General features: G+C 60.1%; 15 protein-coding genes. 9 read left to right on the forward strand and 6 right to left on the reverse strand.

Features of this window, described 5'->3' with window-relative positions; all coding sequences use genetic code 11:
* Positions 1-32 precede the first annotated feature (32 nt).
* Positions 33-965: a lipase secretion chaperone gene (locus V7714_RS12345; RefSeq protein WP_335709991.1), complete on the forward strand. Its 933-nt coding sequence runs from the start codon at positions 33-35 to the stop codon at positions 963-965.
* Between the two features lie 35 nt (positions 966-1,000).
* Here V7714_RS12345 and V7714_RS12350 read toward each other — a convergent pair whose 3' ends face one another.
* Positions 1,001-2,158, reverse strand: coding sequence for a hypothetical protein (locus tag V7714_RS12350; protein WP_335709992.1), 1,158 nt, complete (start codon positions 2,156-2,158; stop codon positions 1,001-1,003).
* 340 nt (positions 2,159-2,498) lie between these two features.
* Between V7714_RS12350 and V7714_RS12355 the strand changes: the two genes are divergently transcribed.
* A complete protein-coding gene (locus V7714_RS12355) occupies positions 2,499-2,678 on the forward strand; it encodes a hypothetical protein (protein ID WP_335709993.1) in 180 nt (59 codons plus the stop codon).
* Positions 2,679-2,716: 38 nt separating this feature from the next.
* Here the strand turns inward: V7714_RS12355 and V7714_RS12360 are convergent, their stop codons facing one another.
* Together V7714_RS12360 and V7714_RS12365 are read right to left on the reverse strand one after the other, a co-directional pair.
* Positions 2,717-3,112, reverse strand: coding sequence for a DUF1398 family protein (locus V7714_RS12360; protein WP_335709994.1), 396 nt, complete (start codon positions 3,110-3,112; stop codon positions 2,717-2,719).
* Positions 3,113-3,130: 18 nt separating this feature from the next.
* Positions 3,131-3,598, reverse strand: coding sequence for a MarR family winged helix-turn-helix transcriptional regulator (locus V7714_RS12365; protein ID WP_335709995.1), 468 nt, complete (start codon positions 3,596-3,598; stop codon positions 3,131-3,133).
* A 276-nt stretch (positions 3,599-3,874) separates the two neighbouring features.
* Between V7714_RS12365 and V7714_RS12370 the strand changes: the two genes are divergently transcribed.
* Both V7714_RS12370 and V7714_RS12375 read left to right on the forward strand, forming a co-directional pair.
* Positions 3,875-5,038: a two-component system response regulator gene (locus V7714_RS12370; RefSeq protein WP_335709996.1), complete on the forward strand. Its 1,164-nt coding sequence runs from the start codon at positions 3,875-3,877 to the stop codon at positions 5,036-5,038.
* Positions 5,039-5,073: 35 nt separating this feature from the next.
* Positions 5,074-9,861, forward strand: coding sequence for a response regulator (locus V7714_RS12375; protein WP_335709997.1), 4,788 nt, complete (start codon positions 5,074-5,076; stop codon positions 9,859-9,861).
* Positions 9,862-9,870: 9 nt separating this feature from the next.
* On the opposite strand, the gene V7714_RS12380 is transcribed toward V7714_RS12375, so the two are convergent.
* Positions 9,871-11,418, reverse strand: a complete 1,548-nt coding sequence (locus V7714_RS12380) for an ATP-binding response regulator (RefSeq protein ID WP_335709998.1) — start codon at positions 11,416-11,418, stop codon at positions 9,871-9,873.
* A 280-nt stretch (positions 11,419-11,698) separates the two neighbouring features.
* On the opposite strand from V7714_RS12380, the gene V7714_RS12385 reads away from it, so the two are divergent.
* Positions 11,699-12,349 (forward strand): dihydrofolate reductase family protein, encoded by a 651-nt coding sequence (locus tag V7714_RS12385; RefSeq protein WP_335709999.1) that lies wholly within the window; start codon positions 11,699-11,701, stop codon positions 12,347-12,349.
* A gap of 56 nt (positions 12,350-12,405) precedes the next feature.
* Here V7714_RS12385 and V7714_RS12390 read toward each other — a convergent pair whose 3' ends face one another.
* Positions 12,406-13,368: an AraC family transcriptional regulator gene (locus V7714_RS12390; RefSeq protein ID WP_335710000.1), complete on the reverse strand. Its 963-nt coding sequence runs from the start codon at positions 13,366-13,368 to the stop codon at positions 12,406-12,408.
* A gap of 411 nt (positions 13,369-13,779) precedes the next feature.
* Here V7714_RS12390 and V7714_RS12395 point away from each other — a divergent pair, with 411 nt between their 5' ends.
* Positions 13,780-14,388, forward strand: coding sequence for a bactofilin family protein (locus V7714_RS12395; protein WP_335710001.1), 609 nt, complete (start codon positions 13,780-13,782; stop codon positions 14,386-14,388).
* 132 nt (positions 14,389-14,520) lie between these two features.
* Here the strand turns inward: V7714_RS12395 and V7714_RS12400 are convergent, their stop codons facing one another.
* Entirely contained in the window at positions 14,521-14,940 is a 420-nt protein-coding gene (locus tag V7714_RS12400) for a RidA family protein (protein WP_335710002.1), read from the reverse strand.
* A 171-nt stretch (positions 14,941-15,111) separates the two neighbouring features.
* Here V7714_RS12400 and V7714_RS12405 point away from each other — a divergent pair, with 171 nt between their 5' ends.
* The 3 genes from V7714_RS12405 to V7714_RS12415 all read left to right on the forward strand — a co-directional run bounded on the left by V7714_RS12405 (position 15,112) and on the right by V7714_RS12415 (position 17,665).
* Complete coding sequence (locus V7714_RS12405) at positions 15,112-16,047, forward strand: LysR substrate-binding domain-containing protein (RefSeq protein WP_335710003.1); 936 nt, start codon at positions 15,112-15,114, stop codon at positions 16,045-16,047.
* 835 nt (positions 16,048-16,882) lie between these two features.
* On the forward strand, positions 16,883-17,233 hold the full coding sequence (locus tag V7714_RS12410) for an immunity protein Imm33 domain-containing protein (RefSeq protein ID WP_335710004.1): 351 nt from the start codon (positions 16,883-16,885) through the stop codon (positions 17,231-17,233).
* A gap of 96 nt (positions 17,234-17,329) precedes the next feature.
* A complete protein-coding gene (locus tag V7714_RS12415; RefSeq protein WP_335710005.1) occupies positions 17,330-17,665 on the forward strand; it encodes a hypothetical protein in 336 nt (111 codons plus the stop codon).
* Positions 17,666-18,142: the final 477 nt, after the last annotated feature.

Genomic DNA, 18,142 nt, shown 5'->3' on the forward strand with positions numbered 1-18,142 from the left:
CAAAGCCGCCATCACACAAAGGCGCCTACCCCATGCCACGCACCCTGCTACTCAGCCTGGTCACCGCCCTGACGCTGAGCCTCTGGTATCTCTGGCCTGCCGCCCAAGCCACCACGGCAGCCCCCACCGCCATCACCACACCACCGCCCGTGCTTGCGTTCAGTGCCGCCACAGCCATACCGGCACGCCCGCCCCAGCAGACCGCAGCCGCCCAGCGTCTGGCAGCCTTGCGCGCCGTCCTGGCCGGCCAGCGCAGCCTGCTCGACCTGCAAGCCGAGGTCCGTCGGGCCTGCAAACCCGCCTGCCCCAACTGGCCCGAAGGCGAACTCGGCGCCCTCAGCCCGCAAGAAGCCCATCTGCTGCGCCGCGCCCTGGCCGCCCACCCCACCCTGGATCGCGCCGTGTCAGAACTGGTGCAAGACAGCCAAGCGCCCCTGGCCGAGCGGCTGGCCCGCATCAATACGGCCCGCCAGCAGATCGCAGGCACAGAGGTCACCCAGTTGCTCTACGGCGAACAACAAGCGCAGATCGCCTTCAAGGCAGCAGCCCAGTCCTTCCTGACCGGCCCCGCCGCCAGCCTGCCGCCTGCTGCCCGGCAACAGGCCCTTGATGCCCTGCAGCGCCAACACTACGGCAGCTATTACGATCACCTCGTGGCGCAGCAAGCACCCGCAGAAAAACTGCATTGGGTATTGGCCGCCGCCGAACTGGGGCTGAACCCAGCCCAGCGCGATGCCATCCGCCTGCAGCTGCGCACCCAATATCTGGGCGCCGACCTGGCTCGCCAACTGGCCGCCCAGGATGCCGACGACGCCCGCCACCAGCTACAGGCCCAGGGCTATCAAGCCGCCCGCGCAGCGCTGGAGACCGCACTCCGCCAACGCGGCGACCCCAGCCGCGACCCGGTACTGGCCGCCGAATGGGAAGCCGGCCTGGCCGCACTCAGGCAGCAGTGGTTTCGCTAGTCCGGTACACGGCAGTTGGGTTGCACACAGCGGCATCAGTCCGATTTGATGCCATGCCTGACCATCTTCCGCTGCAGATAGGTCGCGCTCAGTTTCTGGTATTGGCGCTGCGCCTTCTCCTGGCGTTTCTCATCACCGCTTTTGTGGTGCGCCATGATCTTGTCTATCTTCGCCTTCTTGCTGGTCCACCAGGTACCCCCCTTGAAGTTGGGGTCAGTCATCTGATCAAACTTATGGCTGAAGGTGGCCAAGCCGGCTTCATAGGCCTCCTTATGGGCATTGCTGATATGCCCGAGTTGATCGCTCTTGGAGAACTCGGTGCCGCCAGATTTCCAGTGAGACTTCAGAGCCGAGATGCCAGTATCCTTTAACTTGCCGACCTCCAGTCCACCCTTGCCCAGCTGTGGAAACTGCGACAGCATTGTTGACTGGAAGCCCTTCCCGGCATCCTCGTTGCCAGCCAGCTTCATCTGCCATTTCGCCGCCATGGTCTTGGCCCGCATGGCCGAACCGATATGGTCCATGCCCACCGCGCGGCCAGCCGTCACGTCCTCTAAAAACGACCCTATCGCAATACCGCCCAGCGGCGAGGACTTGGCGGTTGCCTTGGTAGACAGCCCCAATGACGGAAAGGCACTCACCTTGGCAGAGGCATCGTAGGGTGCATCCCCCTCATGCACGGGCGACAGTTGCTTGATCACCCGGCTTTCCAGCGTAGCCCGCTCCAACGAGAGATTTACCGGCAGCACGCTATTCGTCACGATCTTCTGCTGCCGTTTTTTCTCGGCATCCTTGTTCTTCTGCGCGTCCTTGGTCTTCTTGATGGCCTTGGGCGTAGAAAGATAGGCCGACGGCGCACTGCTGTTCATCATGCCCTGGGTCAGCTCCGTGGTGGAATGGGTCATGACGCTGAAACTGGCACCGATCTTGTGTACCGATGCGTTACCTGTCGCTCCCTGCAGATTGACAGCCACCTTGGTGCGGACGCTTTCATCGCTGTCGCCGTTGCGCATCCGGATGATTGCGTCGGAAAACGCCTTGCCCGTCTTGACCGGTGGCGTCCGTGGCTTACCGAGATCACTCGTCGTCTGGCCAGTAAACGTGAAGGGATTCACCGCCGTCAGCGGCTTGAGCTTCTTGTGGCCGGAATCCCCGCCAGACTTACCATGGTCAACACTGGCTTTGCGCTTCACGTAGCACCCCCATCACTCAGGCTATTGGATCGTCAAACGCAACGCGCCTGCAATGCGCATGCCACCTCGGCCAAGGCCGGCCAAAGCCCGCACTAGCCCAGGCGCTCGGGCTAAGGCAACAGTGCATCTCTGGCGTAATACGGGTTGTTTTATACCCATGAAGCGTGGTTTATTACCCATCCGCCGGGCGATGACCGTGCAGGGGTAAGGCAAGCTCGCACAACAAGGCCAAAAGGGTTTTGCGAGCGGCGCTCAGCAGGCGCGCGGTAGGGGCTGCATACTGAAACCTGTGCCCGCAACCGATGTACCGATTCCCTCACACCCAACGATTGAAAGCACCATGACCTGGCTACTCCTCACCCTGCTGATCGCCATCGCCGCCACCGCGCTGGGCATTGCCTGGTGCATCCTGCGTTTCCACGCCAGCCTGGGCCAGCACCACCTCCGTGGGCGCTATACCTGGGCGGAAGAGATCGCCGCACAGGAACAGCCTGGTAGTCCGGCCAATGATGGGCAGTAGATCCTGCCGGGCAGCGCCCTCTCCAACGGACGCCCCGCTCAGTTGGGAAACGGCTCTATGTGCACTTCGCCACGGCGGCCGAAGTAGCTGACATGCCGGCCTGTCAGCCAAACGGTATAGCCTATACAGCCCGCCAGTTGCGACAGGTGCTTGAATTGCGGATACATCAGCTCCCCACGCTGGGCACCAAGAATAGCCGCCTTGATCCCCTCAGCCGAGAAGTCCTGCTCTATGGTGACATCCATGTCGGGGTGATCCACCGTCAGTGTTTCACCTGTGGGCACATAGTAGGTCGTACGGCGAGCGCGATAGTCCACGCTATAGGATTCAATACCCGCCCCCAGCAAAGCACCGACGACCTGGCCAAAGTGCATGCGCCCCTCGTTCGAGGCGGCAGCTGTATCGCGTACGATACTTGCAACAGCGCTATCCATGGTGCTTCTCCTTGCTGATTACTTGATCGGGACGACTTTGAGCTGATGATGACGGACCAAGCCCTGCATCAAGTCCATCAGCTCACTGCGCTGCGACTCGTCCAGGTGTCCGAAAAAGAACCTGTCGTTTTCGTCCGCCAAGGCCGCCAGCACCGGTAGCAATTGCCTACCCGCTGCAGTCAGCGCCAGAACCTGCTCACGCGCACTGCCCTCCGCCGCCTGACGCACCGCCATGCCCTTGTGCTCAAGTTTGCTGACAACCTTGGAGGCCGCGCCCTTGGTCATCCCCAGCGCACTGATCAGTTCGGCATGGCTGGTATGCGCACGCTCAAACAAGGTCCGCATGGCAACCCACTCCGTGACGGTGTAGCCCCGTGCTTCCAGCTGCTGCTCAAAACGGCCGGAAACCTGGTTGGAAACATAGCGCAGCCAAAATCCAAGATGCGCTTCGAGGGGGCTGACATTCGGTGTAGGTACGAGGCTCATATCATTGTTTCCCAGGAAACAATCAGATACTAGTTTCCAAGGAAACCAATGTCAAGCATCCCGCTCGCCGATCGGCACGCCCATGATCGACCCGATGCAACCGGTGTCAGCGCCTGCTCAAAGGCGTAGGCAAGGCCAAGGGCTTTTGGCCATGGCGGACCATCACCATCCACCTGTGTTTCCAGCCACACACGGTCGCCGGATGGTCTACCGTTAATCGAGCCCAGCGAGCGTAACGATACCTAACCTACGCCGCAGCCAGCACAGGAGGAAATCATGGAGCTCCCGCTCGACTTCACCCGCAAACCGACCATCCTGATAGTCGACGACACACCGGACAACCTCCTGCTGATGTCGAACCTCCTGAAGGAGAACAACCGGTACGTCATCAAGGCCGCCAACAATGGCGAAAAGGCATTGCGCATCGCCCAGGCCGACCCACTGCCCGACCTGATCCTGCTCGACATCATGATGCCCGGGATGTCAGGACATGAGGTTGCCCAAGTACTGAAGGCCGAGCCCAGGACCAGGGATATTCCCATCATCTTCCTCACCGCCATGGCCTCCACCGCCGATGAAACGCTGGGGCTGCAGATGGGCGCCGCAGACTACATTACCAAGCCGATCTGCCCACCTATCGTGCTCGCCCGCGTCGAAACCCAGCTCAAGGTCAAGGCAGCAGCCGATTTCCTCAAGGATCAGAACGACTACCTTGAACAGGAGGTCTTGCGGCGCACCAAGGAAGTGACGGCCATCCAGGACGTCACCATACACGCCATGGCCTCACTGGCCGAAACACGCGACAACGAGACAGGCAACCATATCCGTCGTACCCAGCACTACGTGAAAGTGCTGGCCGAGCACTTGCGCGAGCACCCTCGGTTCCGCCATTTTCTGGACGACGAGACGATCAAGTTGATATTCAAGTCAGCGCCCCTGCACGATATCGGCAAGATCGGCATCCCCGACCGCATTCTGCTCAAGCCCGGCCGCTTCACACCCGAAGAGTTCGAGATCATGAAGACCCACACCACCCTGGGCCGCGATGCCATCGCGCATGCCGAGCAGCAACTGGGCATGAATGTGGATTTCCTATGCCTGGCCAAAGAGATTGCCTACGGTCACCAAGAGAAATGGGATGGCTCGGGCTACCCCGAGGGCAAGGCAGGTGACGACATCCCCATTTCGGCCCGCTTGATGGCAGTGGCCGACGTCTACGACGCCCTGATCAGCCGCCGTGTCTACAAGGACGGCATGTCGCACGACGCAGCCTTGGCCATCATCCGGGAGGGCCGGGGCACCCATTTCGACCCCGACATCTGCGATGCCTTCCTGGCGTGCGCCGACCGCTTCCAGGTCATCGCCAGCCAGTTTGCCGACTCCGACCATGACATGGCACAAAAGGCAGTCGCACTGCAGTACATCACGGGTACACCCTGAATCTCGCACCTTCCCGCCGGCCATTTGGAGTGCCCATGCGTTCACCATTGCAGTTGCTGGAGCGCTTACCGCTCCGCCACAAGCTGATAGTCGGCTTCATCTCGCTCTTGCTCCTGTCGCTAGCGCTGGGCCTCCAGAGCCTGGAAACCCAGCGTGAACTCAATCGTGACCTGTACCAACTGCATGAAGAGGGCGTCATAGGCATAGCCAGGGTGCAGGAGGCCCGCATCCATTTCTCCCGCATGGTGCTGGCAGCCCATCGCGCCGTCGGAGCAGAGTCGGACGGCGAGCGCGACGAAGCCCTGCACGAGATGGATGAGGCGCACCAGCGCATCCAGCAAGCGATACAGCTTATCCGCCCTACTCTGTTCAAGTCACAGAACGTAGAGCGACTGACCCAATTCGAAGTATTGCTGGCCCGCATGCTGCGAACCACTTCAGACGCCGTAGACCTCGCCAAGCAGGGCCTGCCCGATGAAGCCGTCTCGCTGGTCGAGAGCGTGGCCTTCAAGCAGCTAGGCCGCAGCGCAGATCAACTGCTGGATGAGATCGTTGCAGTGAAGGAATCCGGTGTCCGCGATACGACGCAGGCCTTCCATGGCTCGGCCACGACCAACAACACCCTCACTTACGCCCTATTGCTGGGCGGCCTCGGCTTGGCCCTGGCCTTCGCCTGGCTCATCAGCCTGTCCATCCGGCGACCTATCAACCGGGTCCGCAATGCGGTTGAGCAATTGGCCGCCGGCAAGCTCCAACTCACGATTCCGCATACGGACTTCCAGAACGAAACCGGCGACCTGGCACGCGCCATCGCTGCGCTACAGGCAGAGTCCATCCAGTTGGAAGCCCAGCGCTGGATCAAATCCCAGGAATCCACGATACAGGCAGCCCTGCAGCAGGCCGACTCACCAGCCGAGCTGGCGTCACGCTTCTTCAAATACCTGGCGCCCTTGCTCAATGTCGGGCAGGGGCTGATCTACCGCTGGGACGAGGCACGCGCCACGCTCGTACTGGCCAGCAGCTATGCCATCAGCAGCGACCGCACAGTGGACAGCGAAATCGCGCTCGGCATGGGTTTGCTAGGGCAATGCGCCAAAGACAAGTTGCCCAGGTCAGTGCAGCAAGGGGCCGACGGCGATTGGCGCATCCGCTCCACGCTCGGGGAGATCGTACCCAGTGACATCATGGTGATACCCCTGCTGAGTGGCGACAAGCTAACGGGCGCGATGGAGCTGGCCTGCTTCGATTCACCGAGCAACACCGCCAGATCCCTGCTTGAGCAGGTGCTGCCTCGTCTCGCCATCAGCATGGAAATACTGGATCGCTCGCTGGCCGTACAACGGCTACTGGAACAAACCCAGCAGCAAGCCGATGCCATGGAGGAGCAGGCAGCACGCATGGAGGAACAGGCTGTCGAGCTGGAGGCGCAACAGGCAGCCTTGAAGGACACCGAAGCCTGGTTCCGCGGCATCGTCGAATCAGCACCCGACGGCATGCTGGTGGTGGACGAAAACGGGAGAATCATTCTTGCCAATACGCAGCTGGATGGCCTGTTTGGCTACCAGCCAGGAGAAATGGTCGGCCTGACGGTTGAGCACCTGGTGCCCGCCTCGGTTCGACCGCACCACGGGGAGCTGCGCAAGGGCTTCCTGACCGAAGGCAAGACGCGCAATATGGGCGGCGGCGCCAATGACCTGCTAGGCGTGCGCAAGGATGGCAGCACATTCTCCGTCGAGATCGGCCTGGCGCCGCTACCGGCGCTGGGCGACCGGGGTAGGTGCGTGTGTGCCTCAATCCGCGACATCACGGAACGCAAGCGCCTGCAGGAAGCCATGTGGCGCGTCAACTTCCTATCCGATGTCGCGCTGGAACTGACTGGCAGCGGATACTGGCACGTAGACTACAGCGACCCCGAGTACTACTACCAGTCAGAAAGGGCCGCCCGGATACTGGGCGAGCCGATCAAGCCCGATGGCCGCTACCATCTGCAGACTGAATGGTTCGAGCGTTTGCTCGAAGCCGATCCGGTTGCCGCGCAGAACACGCTGGAACGCTACCAGGGCGCCCTGGACGGCAAGTACGACAGCTACGATGCCATCTATGCCTACAAGCGCCCGCTGGATGGCCAGGTCGTCTGGGTGCATGCGGCAGGCAAGCTGGTGCGTGGTGAGGACGGGACTATCCAGTACATGTATGGCGCCTATCAGGACATCACCCAACAGCGCGCCTCCGAGCAGGCCATCCTCAACAGCGAACGACAGATACGCATGATGCTGGATACCAGCCCGATCGCCGTGCGGGTAGCCGCACAATCGACGAATACCGTGGTGTATGCCAACAAAGCCCTTGCGGACATGCTGCATGAGTCGCCCGACAACATCGTAGGCATGGCCCCGAGCGTGTACTACCAGGATCCGGAGGATTTCAGGCTTATCAGTGAAAAGATGGCCATGGGCGAGAGCATCATCAACATGCCACTGGCCATGAAGACACGCGATGGTCAGCCCTTCTGGGTATCGGGCTCCTTCTCCCAGATTACATACGGTGGCGGCCCCTGTGTACTCGCCTGGTTCTTCGATGTGACCGAACTACGCCTCGCCAAGGAGGCGGCAGAAAACGCAACGCGTGCCAAGAGCGATTTCCTGGCAAACATGAGCCATGAAATCCGTACGCCGATGAATGCCATCATTGGCATGAGCCATCTGGCCTTGCGCACTGAGCTCGACAAGAAGCAGCGCAACTACATCGAGAAGGTCAACCGATCCGCCGAGAATCTGCTGGGCATCATCAACGACATCCTCGACTTCTCGAAGATAGAAGCCGGCAAGATGACGATCGAGCATGTCGATTTCCGGCTCGAAGACGTCATGGACAACTTCGCCAGCATGATAGGCCTCAAGGCCGAAGACAAAGGCCTCGAGCTGCTATTCGATACCCCATCAGACATCCCGACCGCACTGATCGGCGACCCCCTGCGCCTGGGACAGGTACTGATCAACCTCGGCAACAATGCGGCCAAGTTTACCGAGCACGGCGAAATCGTGGTTGGCATCCAGCCGTTGGCGGCAACAGCCGATTCGGTAGAGCTGCACTTCTGGGTACGCGATACCGGCATAGGCATGACACCTGAGCAGTGCGGCCGCATGTTTCAATCATTCAGCCAGGCCGACAGCTCAACCACGCGCAAATACGGCGGCACGGGCCTGGGCCTGGCCATTTCCAAACGCCTGGTCGAGCTGATGGACGGGCGCATCTGGGTGGAAAGCGAGCAGGGCAAGGGGTCTACCTTCCACTTCATCGCCAGGTTCGGCCTGCAGCAGACCATTGCACCGCGGCGCATGTTCAAAGCCGAGGAACTACTGGGCCTGCGCATCCTGGTGGTGGATGACAATGCCAGCGCACGCGAGATTCTCTCGACCATGGCCCGAAGCTTTGGGCTTGAAGTCGATGTGGCCAACGGGGGAGCTGCTGCCTTGCACCAACTGGCGGAAGCCGGGCGCAAGGGGCTGTTCTACGACCTCGTGCTGATGGACTGGAAGATGCCCGGCATGGATGGCCTGGAAACCGTGCTGCAGATGCATGCCAACACCGTCGGCAAGGTGCCCTCCGTCATCATGGTAACCGCCTTCGGCAGGGACGAAGCACAGGAGGAAGCGAACCGCAAACAGGTGCAACTATCCTCTGTACTGACCAAGCCGGTGACGCCGTCTACCCTGCTTGAGGCCATAGGCGAGGCATTGGGGAAAGGCCAGATGGTCGAGACCCGTTCAGCAGAGCGCGATGACCAAAGCACCACCGACATGGCCAGACTGGCCGGCGCCCGGGTCCTGCTGGTCGAAGACAACGATATGAATCAGGAACTGGCCAGCGAACTGCTGACCCAGGCCGGGATCGGATACGCCATTGCCAACAACGGCCAGGAGGCGCTGGCCCTCCTCGCCAAGGACGACGCTTACGACGGCGTATTGATGGATTGCCAAATGCCCATCATGGACGGCTACACCGCCACCCGCGCCATCCGTGCACAACCCCGGTTTGCACAGCTGCCCATCATCGCCATGACCGCCAATGCCATGGCAGGAGATAGGGAGCTTGCCATCACCAGTGGTATGAACGACCACATCCCCAAGCCGCTGCATGTGGCAACCATGTTTGCGACCATGGCAAAGTGGATACGCCCCGCATCGCCGCAAGCGGCATTACCGGTCGCCCAGCAGCTAGGCCTAACGGCTGCACTCCCACCGCTGCCCGGCATCGATCAGGCAGCGGGCCTGGCCACCAGCATGGGCAAGCCGGCGCTCTACCAACGCATCTTACTCAAGTTCCAGGCCTCGCAGCATGGCTTCCCGCAGGCCATGCGTGATGCTTTGCTGGCACACGACCAGACAACGGCGGCCAGGGTAGCCCACACACTACGTGGCACAGCGGGCAATATCGGCGCAATGGCGCTCGCCGCCGCAGCGGCCGAACTGGAAACCGCCTGCAAGCAAGGATGGGAGCAGGCCCGCCTGGCGCCGCTCGTCACGGCCACAGAACAGGCGCTGGCCACGGTATTGAGTGGTATATCGCAGATCGAACAAGCCAAGGACGCGACAACGGCGCTTCAGACCGCGCCGCCAGACCAAGTCCATCAACGCGTGGAGCAACTCAAGCAACTGTTGGCCGATAGCGATACCAGCGCGCTCGACCTGCTGAGCGAACTGGAGACCTTGGTGGCAAACAGCCCGGCAGCAGCCCAACTACGCGCAGTGATCGGCAAGGTCGAAATGTTTGATTTCGACGAAGCGCTAGAACTGCTCAACGCAATAGCCTTTGCCGAATAGGACTGGAATTCAGGGGTTCCCGGGCAGTTGCACCACAAAAGTACTGGTGTCCTCCTCGTCCGATACCTCGAAGGTCACATCCCCACCCTGCGCGCAGGCCAGCAACTTGGCCGAATAAGTGCCTAGCCCGGATCCGCTCGGCTTACCGTAGGTAACATGCTTCTGGAACAGACGCTCGCGGATTTCCGGCGGTACAGCACCCCGGTTGCGGATGCTGATCCGAACAGGGTTGCCAGCGATCAGTGATGCCGTGACACGGCTACCGATGGGGGCGGCCTCGCAGGCATTCTTGAGCAGGTTGTTCAGCAGCGAGTAGATCAGCATGGCATCGCCTGCCACCTGTGGCGCCTCATCGCCTACATCGACATCCGTATCGACGGCGATGACCAGTTGCTTGGAGGCGAAAGTCATCCTCACCATCTCGACCACCCGACGCAACATGTCCCCGATAGGCAGGGGTTTGGCGTTAAGGGTAAAGCGACCGGTTTCAATCTTGAGCAACTCGGTGGACAGGTTGATCATGTCCATCACCTGCAGCACAGCATGTTCGGCCAAGCGCAACTGCTCCGATTGCCGGTGCGTGGTATCGGAATCATCAAGCAGCAATTGCAACGTCGCCATCGCGCCCGCCAGCGGCCCCTTGATGTCGTGACGCATCATCGCATCCATGTCATCGCGCAGGCGGGCCGTTTCCAGCAGATTGTCGTAGTCGGCCTGCAACTGCTTGCGCAGCTCGACATAGCGCATGAAGTTATCCACACGCAACTTGAGCTGTATGGGGTCGAGCGGCTTGCTGATGAAATCGACGGCGCCCAGCTCCATACCCTTCAGCTTCGAATTTGCATCGGTTAGCGCAGTGACAAAGATGATGGGTATGCCCTCCGCATTGGGATGCTCACGCATCTGTCGCGCCACCTCGAAACCATCCATGCCTGGCATCATCACATCCAGCAACACTAGGTCAGGTGGGTTGTCCGAGCAGCAGATATCCAGCGCCTTCTGGCCGTGGTGGGCAGCACGGACACGATAGGCTCCTTTGAATATCTCCGCGAGCAGGTGCAGATTGTCCGGTGTGTCGTCGACCAGCAATACGGTAGCTTGCTCGGGCACTGCCGTAGCAGGCAGGGTGCTGCCCGCAGGCGTCTGCCCTGCAGGCGATGTGCCGGCCTCATGGCGCACCCGAACCCGAAGCGCTCGCTTGATACCCTGTAGCAACCGGTTCGCCGTATAAGGCTTAACCAACAGGTCACTGATGCCCAATGCAACCGCTTCCTCGATACGGCTACGCGCTGCTGCTGCGGTAATCATGATGAAGGGGATACTCGCCAGCTTGGCATCGTTACGCATCGCTCGAAGCAGATCGACGCCGGACATGGCAGGCATATTCCAGTCGGACACCACAACATCAAAGCGCTTGGCTTGCAGCAACCTGAGCGCCTCAACTCCATCGCGGGCGAGTTCGGCATTCTCAATGCCAATCGATGCCAATTGCGCCGCCGTCACCTTGCGCATTGTTTCCTGGTCATCGACGACCAGCACTTTCAATCGCTCGTACATGCAGGCTGCCTCAGTCAGCTGATCACCTTGCTCATTTAAGGCCAAGATGGGCAGGATTACGAATAGTGACCGCTACCTAGCTGCAGACGAGATGGTGCTTTGGTGCCTGCATCGGCCCATACTGATTTTCCGCTTCTTAGCGAACCAGGCAGCAGTCGCTAGGCTTTATCCTAAAGTTCTGGCTAGGCGCACACGCGCAGCAGCGCTGTGCATGGGTACGGCAAGCTAACTTAACAACGCCAGCTGGGCATGATGAGTGGCACTCAATGGGAGAAAAACCATGACACGCGTTCGTGTTGAGAGCTTCACCATCTCGCTTGATGGGTACGGCGCAGGCCCCCATCAAGACATCGACAATCCGCTCGGTGTGGGCGGGGCGGATCTGCACCAGTGGCTATTCCCCACCTGCACCATACAACGTGCCTTATTCGGCAAGGACGGCGGCACGACCGGCGTTGACGATGATTTCGCCGCCCGGGGCTTTCACAATGTGGGTGCCTGGATACTAGGGCGGAATATGTTCGGCCCCATCCGGGGCGCTTGGCCAGATACCAGTTGGAAAGGCTGGTGGGGAGATAGTCCGCCGTATCACGTTCCCGTCTTCATCCTGACCCATCATGCTCGCGCCCCCATCGAGATGGAAGGCGGCACGACCTTCCACTTCGTCACAGGCGGCATACACGAAGCGCTCGAGCGGGCACGTGTCGCCGCCGCCGGCAAGGACGTGCGCATCGGCGGCGGGCCAGACACCATCCAGCAGTACCTGCGCGAGGGCCTGATAGATGAGTTGCACATTGCCATCTCACCTATCCTGCTGGGCGGGGGCGCCGCACTGTTCGCAGGGTTGGACTTGCGTGCCAGGGGATACGAATGCGTTGAGTTCGTCGCGTCGGAGAAGGCCACGCATGTCGTCCTGCGGCGCCAGAACTGAGCACCGTTGCAGCAGGCACTGTTAGCAGCAGCGCCCCACAGTGCCTGCTACCCGTACTAAGCCGGCCGTACCGGCAAACACAGCTCGCAGTTGAACACCTGTGTCACCGAGTCGAAATGGGCATCGGCAGGATAGTGCTCGAAACAGGGTCTGTTGTCGCACTGCATGCCGCTGGAGGGCAGCCAGTCGCGCAGCAAGGTCAGCCAGGCGTCGCCGATATCGGCCCCTGTGCCCACGAACCGGGCCACGGCATAGCAGCCACCGGGCAGACTGGAAAGCACTGCGCTGCCGCTAGCCACATAGTCGTCCGGTACCACAACGGCCGCGTCGTAGCGGCATTTGTCCGGCGCAGTGATGCTGGGGTCATCATGGCCTATGCCGTAGCACGATCGCCCGGTCAACCCCGCAGCCGTCAGCCATGGAATAAAGGTCTGTGCCCAGAAACGGCTCACACCGGGACCATAAGGGCCGATATAGCGTTGATAAGCAATCTTGCAGGCAGATAGTTGCACGATGCGGACTTGCATATGGGCCTCCCAGGCTTTGAATGAGTCCGCATCATCGCCATTCCCCTCCTGGCCAGCCTGATCGAGCTTGCGCTGCACTTGATCCTGCTTGCGCATCTGTTGCGCGCGCCGGGCCTGCATCTCGTCCAGCAGGGCCTGCGTGCGTTCCGCCGCCCCCTTGCGCCAGCTTGTCGGCGTGCAGCCAAAGCGCGCCTTGAATGCCCGGGTAAATGCCTCTGGCGAGCCAAACCCTATCGACAGCGCTATCGCCAAGATGGCCTGATCGCCATTGCACAGCAGCAAGGCGCCTCGCTCCAGGCGGCGACGCCAAAGGTAGTCGCCCAGCGTCTCGCCCATCCATGCCGCAAACAGCCGGTGGAAGTGGTAGGGAGAAAAATGCGCCACCTCAGCCACCGTCTCAAGATCAAGCGGCTCCCCCAGGTGACGATCGATATAGTCCAAGGCGCTATTCATGCGCCTGCCGTATTCGCGCCGGCTTTCACGCCATGTCATGCCCTACCTGCCTCCAGCCTCGGTCAGGCCCGCATCATGCCAGCCCCAGGCATCACACACCAAACCTCGCCAGGGCGGCAGCATCCGGTTCGATCATCGGCGCCTTAAGAAGGCAGCCCCAGCCCACCACCTGGCGCCGCCATGTCGCCACCACACGACAAGGCTTTCCGCTGTTTTTTCATGAGCTTACCTACCACACCCCGCCACGGCGTCGCCACCACCCGACAAATCCCAGGCCCAACTACCCCTCATCGCCGCAGCTATACGGCCATCTCACTGATACGACAGGCCTGGCGCCTGATGGCACGGCTTTTGTATGGCTCAGGCGCTCACCCCGTTCTGCGGGGTGCAACACTGGCGCCGCGGAGCCCGAGCCTCGGTGCATTCCTGCTCCCATCACCAAGGAACGCCATGTTCAACAAGACCAGTCCCCTCGCCCGTCACAACGCCAATGGTCAGGAGAGCGACAACCGCACCACTAGCCCGTCCACCCCCAGCCAGCGCAGCGTAGGCAGCGCCTATTCCGGCCTGGAACTGGGTACTGCCCCGCCCAAGCCAGCACCCGAGCCCATTACCACAACGCCCTCTGCCAAAACCGATAGCGACAGCCCCAGCCAGCTCAGCGTTGGCCCCAATGTCAAACTCAAGGGCGCCGAGATTCTCGATTGCGACACCCTGGTGGTAGAGGGCCGGGTCGAGGCCACCATGGACAGCCGGGTGCTGCGCATTGCCGAAAAAGGCGCTTTCTCCGGCAAGGTCAGTATCGATATCGCCGAGATACACGGCCACTTTGATGGCGAGCTGACCGTGCGCCAGCAACTGGTGGTCCACGCCACTGGCCGGGTCAACGGCACCATACGCTACGGCAAGATGCTGGTAGAGGAAGGCGGTGAGCTATCCGGCGATGTCCGCTCGCTCAATGCCCAAGCCACCCGGCCCGAAGGGCTGCAGCGCACCGAGGCACGTCCGGTACAGGTCGAGGCCGCCAACAGCAAGCCCTTGAACGGCACGCTAGGCTAACGCCCCTCGTGCGGCGCCCGGCCTGCCCCGGGCGCCGCCAGATCGGCCTACCATCGGGTGGTCATAGCCGCGATGGTGCTGCGCTCCCCGCAGCCAGATACCCTTGCGGGCGCCCAATGGGCATCGCCAAAGCTAGCGCCCACCGCCCTGGTCGGAGGCAGACTCAGGCAGCCTGGCAATCACCTTGATCTCAAACTGGTAGCCATACAGCCAGGTCACGCCTACGCCGGTCAGCGTCGGATGCGGCGCCCCACCCCAGCACTCCGAGAACACCTGCCAGATGGGTTCGAAGTTCCGGGCGGGATCGACGATAAACACCGTCACGTCGACCACATCCTCGAAAGTGCAGCCCGCTGCCGCCAGGATGGCATTTAGATTGTCGAACGCCAGCCGGACCTGGGCCGCTAGTTCAGGCTCGGGACTACCATCGGGCCGGCTGCCGACCTGCCCCGACACAAACAGAAAACCGTTGGAACGCACCGCCGGCGAGTAGCGGTTTTGCTCATACAGCGCTTGGCGCTGGGCTGGGAAGACAACATCGCGTGCAGACATGCATCACCTCCTGGTGCTGGGTCGAGTCAGATTGCGCCGGGCGAGATGGCCGGCATCGCTGATCGAACAGATAAGGCGATTCTAGGAATCCGCCCTAGGCGAATAAACACGAAAGACGCACAATGACTGTTTGGCCCTCGCAAACAATCAGCCCAGTACCAAGGGACGCCCATGGACCGATTCGACGCACTGCAGGCATTCGCCCGCGTGGTGGAGGCAGGGAGCTTCACCAAGGCGGCGCAGACGCTACATATCAGCAAGACCACGGCGACTCAGCTGATCCAGCAACTGGAGGCACGCCTGCGCGTCAAGCTACTCCATCGCACTACCCGCAAGGTTCAACTGACCAGCGAGGGGGCCACCTACTACCAGCATGTGGTACGGCTGCTCGCCGATCTGGAAGAGGCCGACGCCAGCCTATCGCGCGCGGTCACCTCGCCCAAAGGACGTTTGCGGGTAGACGTACCCAGCCCTTTCGCCCTGATGATACTGGTGCCGGCCCTGCCGGACTTCCATGCCCGCTATCCCGATATCCAGCTGGATCTGGGTGTCAGCGACAGAATGGTGGATGTGATCGCCGACAATGTGGACTGCGTGCTGCGCGGCGGCGAACTACCTGACTCCTCCTTAATTGCCCGCCGCATAGGAGAACTGCCGTTTGGCGCCTACGCAGCCCCAGGCTATCTGGCGCGCTCGGGCACACCGTTGCATCCAGCAGAGCTGCAAGACTCGCACCACCGTGTCGTGGGCTTTCTGCGTGCCAGCACTGGCAAGGTGGCGCCCATCACCCTATGGCGGGCAGAAGAGCGCATCGAGGTGCAGGGCCGCTACACCGTCGCCCTGGATGACGGCAATGCCTATCTGGCCGCAGGCCTGGCTGGCATGGGCGTACTCTGGCTGCCGCACTATATGGCCGAAGCACATGTAGCGCAGGAGCGCTTGGTCCCGCTGTTCGAGGCCTGGTGCTCCGCGCCCATGCCCATGCACCTGATGTTCTCGCCTAACCGCCATGTCAGCGCACGGCTTAGGGTATGGATAGACTGGCTGACCGAGCTGATGACCCAGCTCGCGCCGAGCGTTGCTCCGCAAGACACTCAGCGCGGCTAGAAAATCCGGCTTAGGGCGGAATCTGGTCACTCATGACCGCCTATTCTAGCGTTCGTGATCACTCCGCTGATCAGATGTGATCGTCGTGATGGTCTCAGAGACAGCTGATCGGCCGTAGCAGACTTTCACGGGTCCGTGCGTGAACGTCTGCTATTGTCAATGAAGCGAACCGGAGGACAAGTTGATTGGCGCAGATTCACCCATTTGGGCTATGACAGGCAGCACCCCAACACGCTACGATTGCGACGATGTCATGTTCACAGCGCCCCCGGCAAATGGCGATACTTTTTTTACCGACTCATTAGGATGTCTAACATGCAATGGAACGGTGCATACCAAGGTACTACAAGGGGAATTCGCCTATGTGAGAGTCATGTTAGGCATCATTGTGACGTGATTGATCACGTCAAATAGGATATCTACTTAACGTTAGGCGATGTGCAATTCCAGTTTCAAGTTTTTCGCTCTTTTCATCTGCAGCTGATTTTCTGTTTTTGCTTCGGTTTTCTTATTAGTATTGCTGCAGCGCTTTCCGCTGCGGTTGAAATTTCAGTGTTCTGGTTGGCGTGGGCACAGTTTCCCGGTGGCTGAATTGGAAACGCTGTCTCAGCAACGCATCAGCTTCAACGCGTTTGCCACCGGTTCGTGACACTTGGCTTGCGGGCGTAGTAATTTATATGCAGTTTCGTCGCAGTTCTGGTTCAATGCAGTGAACCGCTGTGTTTTTAATCCGGTTAGGTGCTATTCCAGCAGTGCGGCACGCCTAACCTTTCGCTCAAGCGGACCGCCCAAAGCTGCGCTTTGTTCGTCCGCTTAGCTCCAACGTTAGCCCTTTATGAATCTTCAGCATTCCGCAGCTATTGAGATATGCAAGCGCTTCGATGTAGAAGCGGAATTTCCCTTGCCTCAAGAGAAAATTGGCATCGCACTTGAAACCTTAGATTTGCTGCCACTTAATGCATTGCGCCTTCAAGCTGAGCATGGCACTTGTGGATGGTATGTATGGGGTGGCGAGGCACTTTCCAGTGATCCGCATTTCTTCCAGCCACTACATGTTTCTCATTTGAACGAGTATGCAGCTGATATTCAGAAATATTTAGGATTGCCGCCAGGCTGGCGTGTACTACTAGCACCAAACTATGAGGATGTGTGGTTTGACCAGTCACTTCTTAACACAGCGGGCTAACCTTTCAGTCAACCTGACTGCCCAAAGCTGCGCTTTGGGTTCCCTCCGCTGCTACGCAGCTCCGGCTGCCAGCTACTTCCAACGTTAGGTTTTCTGATGCCCTACTTGAGCAATCGCCAACTAAAAAAGCTGCATAAATATTGGCTGCACCTTGGTGTGGTTGACGCCAGTCTGCGTTCATACTGGAGAGCGAAATTGTTCGCCAGTTCACGCGGCGAGATATTTCACATCGATAGAAACCATCTCATTGAAATCGACTCTCGCACTGCGAAGGCAATTCAGAAATACAAATTACAATTCTCAGTGCGCGTAGCAGATCCAAGTGAGGCCGAACCCTGGCTATCTGAGAATGGAAATATTCTGTTTGTTTTCTGGGCAAGCAATTTCCCTTCGGTCAGAATTTTTAGCGGAAACAATCCTGATGTTGTTTAACCAAAAACCTAACCTTTCGGTCAACGTGACAGCCCAAAGCTACGCTTTGGGTTCCCTCCGCTGCTTCGCAGCTCCGGCTGCACGTTACCTCCAACGTTAGGCCTCATCATGGCTGGCACCCAGCCGCTCGAAGAACTTGAGCAACATTGGAAGCTCACTGATGTGAAGCTTTGCGCGGCTGAAGAGCTAGGCTGAGCAGCAGCAATTATATGCAGCTGCAGTAGCACGCTACTACAGCGCGCTTCGCCTTCGTCCGCAGACAGGTGAAATCAAACCGTGATGTCAGGATTTAAGGCTACAACAGCCAGTTCGCGCGGTCGGCAAGAGCGGCCGCAATGGCCGAATTGCAGACAAAAGGCTTCCTGTCAGGCCCCGAGTGGCCTGCGCACAAGTCATCAGCGATGTGATCACGAATAATCGGAACGGGCGATCATGTCCGCCAGAATCCGCAGCTTAGCGCTGCGTTCGCGCCCCCAG

It is taken from the genome of Chitinimonas sp. JJ19 (assembly GCF_036961565.1).
GTDB lineage: Bacteria > Pseudomonadota > Gammaproteobacteria > Burkholderiales > Chitinimonadaceae > Chitinimonas.